2 protein-coding genes and 1 pseudogene are annotated in these 2,674 nt (G+C 79.3%); all 3 read left to right on the forward strand.

From position 1 onward, the window contains the following. Nucleotides 1–666, forward strand: a pseudogene (locus PSR1_RS22805) (thymidylate kinase); the annotation flags it as partial. Next, nucleotides 654–1,172, forward strand: coding sequence for a DUF4956 domain-containing protein (locus tag PSR1_RS22810; protein WP_059439589.1), 519 nt, complete (start codon nt 654–656; stop codon nt 1,170–1,172). The pseudogene PSR1_RS22805 and the gene PSR1_RS22810, both read left to right, overlap by 13 nt. A gap of 364 nt (nt 1,173–1,536) precedes the next feature. Then, the coding region (locus tag PSR1_RS22815; RefSeq protein WP_237758214.1) for a hypothetical protein at nt 1,537–2,674 on the forward strand (1,138 nt) is incomplete at its 3' end.

Consider the following 2,674-nt stretch of genomic DNA (forward strand, 5'->3'; position numbering starts at 1 on the left):
CTGGTCGCGGCGGACGGGGCGGACGCGTGGGCGCTCCGCGAGGAGGCGCTGGACCGGGGCGAGCTGGAGGGCGTGCTGCGCGGGCTGGCGGGGCTCGGCTCGGAGCGCGCCTGGGCGCTGCGGGCCGACGGGATCGGGCGCGGGCTCTGGGAGGCGGTGGGGCGCAGCCTGGCCGGCGTGGACGGCGCGCGCGCCGACGCCCTGCGGACCGCGCTGGCCGCGCACGACCGCCTCGCCGCGCTGCGCGGGACGGCCGGGGTGGACAGCGGCCCGGCGCGCGCCCTCCGCGAGCGGCTGTTCCCGCTCGCGCCGAAGCGCGTGCTCCGCACGCTGGCGGGCAACGCCGCGCCCTGGACCTGGCCGCTCCGCGAGCGCGCGCTCGCCGAGACCAAGGAGGCGCTCGACGCGGTGGACGGGATGGACCACCCGCTGGCCTGGGCGCTGCGGGCCGAGGGCGTCGCGCGCTGGCCCGCCACCGCCGTCTCGTCGCTCCGGCACCTCGCCGCGACCGCGCGCGGCCGGGAGATCGTCGCGGCCGCGCTGCGGACCGCGCCGGCGAGCCTGCCCGTGCTGCGGAACGCGCACGCGGCCCTCGCGCTCGCCGCGCACGCCCCGGGCCCGGCCCCGGGCCTGCCCGCCGCTGTGGAGGCGTCATGCACCCCGTGACGTTCCCCGCCGGGATCGACCTGCACACGCTGCCGCTCGGCACGGTGCTCCCGCGCATCGGCGCGGCGCTGGCGGTGGGCGTGGCGCTCGGGTTCCGGCCCTGGCGGCTGCTCATGGGCCGGCGGCTGCCGAGGCCGGAGATGGCGCAGGCGCAGATCCTGCTGTGCGCCGCGGCGGCGATCATCACCATGGTGATCGGCGACAGCGTGGCGAAGGCGTTCGGCCTGGTGGGCCTGGGCAGCTTCGTCCGGTTCCGCTCCGGGCTGAAGGACCCGCGCGACGCGGCCGTGCTGTTCCTCACCATCGGCCTGGGCATGGCGTGCGGGCACGGGACGCTGGGCCTCGCGCTCACCGCCGGGCTCGCGGCGTCGGCGGTGCTGGCGGCGCTCGACCTGCTCCCCGCCGGTGAGCCGGCGGACGCGGACGCGGCCGCGCGCGCCGCCGGCGCGCCGGCCGCCGAGGTGGCGCCGCCGCGGCTCGCCGACGCGTCGCGGAAGTCGCCGTGAGGCGATCGCGGGCTGGTATCGGGCGCTATCCGCGCCGTGCGCGCGCCGCGCGGCGCCGCGCGCGGGCCGCCCGCGATCACCGCGCGTGCACGGCCGCGCCGGCCGCCGCGGAGCGCGCGATTCGGCCGCGAAACGCGCCCCGGCGCCCCCAAACCCGTCCCGCCGAGGGACGGTCACCGTGGCCCCGGGCCCTGGGTCGGCCGGGTTCCTGCCACCCCGCCCGCGACCGGGGGCAATGTAGTCAAATGCCCGTAAGGGCAAGGGAATCCGGCCGGGACAACGTTGACCCTCCTGCGAACAGCGCCCTATACTTCCGCGTCGTCAGGCGCTTTTTTCCGGTTCCTCACTCCCCCGCGAAGCCACCTTGAGCGCACCTTCCCTGGACGAGCAGATCCGATCCCACGTCGAGTCGCTCGAGGCGGCCCCCGGCGATGACGAGGCGTTTCACGCGCTCGTGGGACTTTACGAGCGCGACGCGCGCTGGGAGGAGCTGATCGCGCTTTACGAGGGGCGCGCGCGCCACGCGCCCGGACCGGGGCCGCTCCTTGCCGAGGCCGCGACGCTCGCGCACCGGAAGCTGCGCAACGTGGCCCGCGCGGAGGACCTCTACCGCCAGCTCCTGCAGCTCGAGCCCGCGCACCCCGTCGCGCTTCGCGCGCTGGTGGAGCTCCTCGAGGAGCGCGGCGACTGGGCGGGCGTCGCGGCCGCGCTGGAGCGCGAGGCCACCGGCACCTCCGATCCGATCGCCGCCGCGGCGGTGACGCTCCGGCTCGCCAAGGTCCAGGAGGAGCGCCTCGGACGGCGGGACCGCGCCGCGCTGCTCTACGCGCGCGCGCACCGGCTCGACCCCGCGCTGGAGGAGGCGCGCGCCCGCGCCCTGGAGTGCTTCGCCGCGCTCCGCCGCTTCGCGCAGGCGAAGCGGCTGCTCGACGCCGCGCGCGACGCCGGCGCCGAGCCGCGCGCACTCGCCGCCGCGTACGCGCGGCTGGGCACCGCGCTGGTGGACGAGCCGCTCGACCACGCGCTCGCGACCGACGCGCTCATCGACGCGCTCGCGCTCGATCGCTCGGCGCCGGGCGCGGCCGCCGCGCGCGAGCGGCTGCGCGGCTTCCCGCGCGCCTGGCGCGAGGAGGCCGGGCGGGTGGAGGCCGAGGCGACGCGCGCGTCGGACCGGCGCACGGCCGCGGCGCTCCAGCTCCGGCTCGCGCAGATCCACGCCGCCTACGATCCGGAGGGCGCGGGCCGCGCGGTGGAGCGCATCGAGCGGGCCTGGGCGCTCGCGCCCGGCGCGCCGGCCGCGCTGGAGCTGCTGGAGCGCCGTGCTGGCCGAGCGCGGCGACCACCGCGGCCACGCCGACGCGCTGGCGCGCCTCGCGGCCCAGACGCGGGACCGCGCCGCGCAGGTGGCGCTCCACCCTCGAGATGGCTCGCTGGGCTGGACCTGGTGGCGCTTCGGGACGCCGCAGTCCGCGCTGGCGGCGCTGCGCCGCGCGCTGGAGCTC

Origin of the sequence: Anaeromyxobacter sp. PSR-1 (assembly GCF_000964525.1) — a bacterium.
Classification (GTDB): domain Bacteria; phylum Myxococcota; class Myxococcia; order Myxococcales; family Anaeromyxobacteraceae; genus Anaeromyxobacter.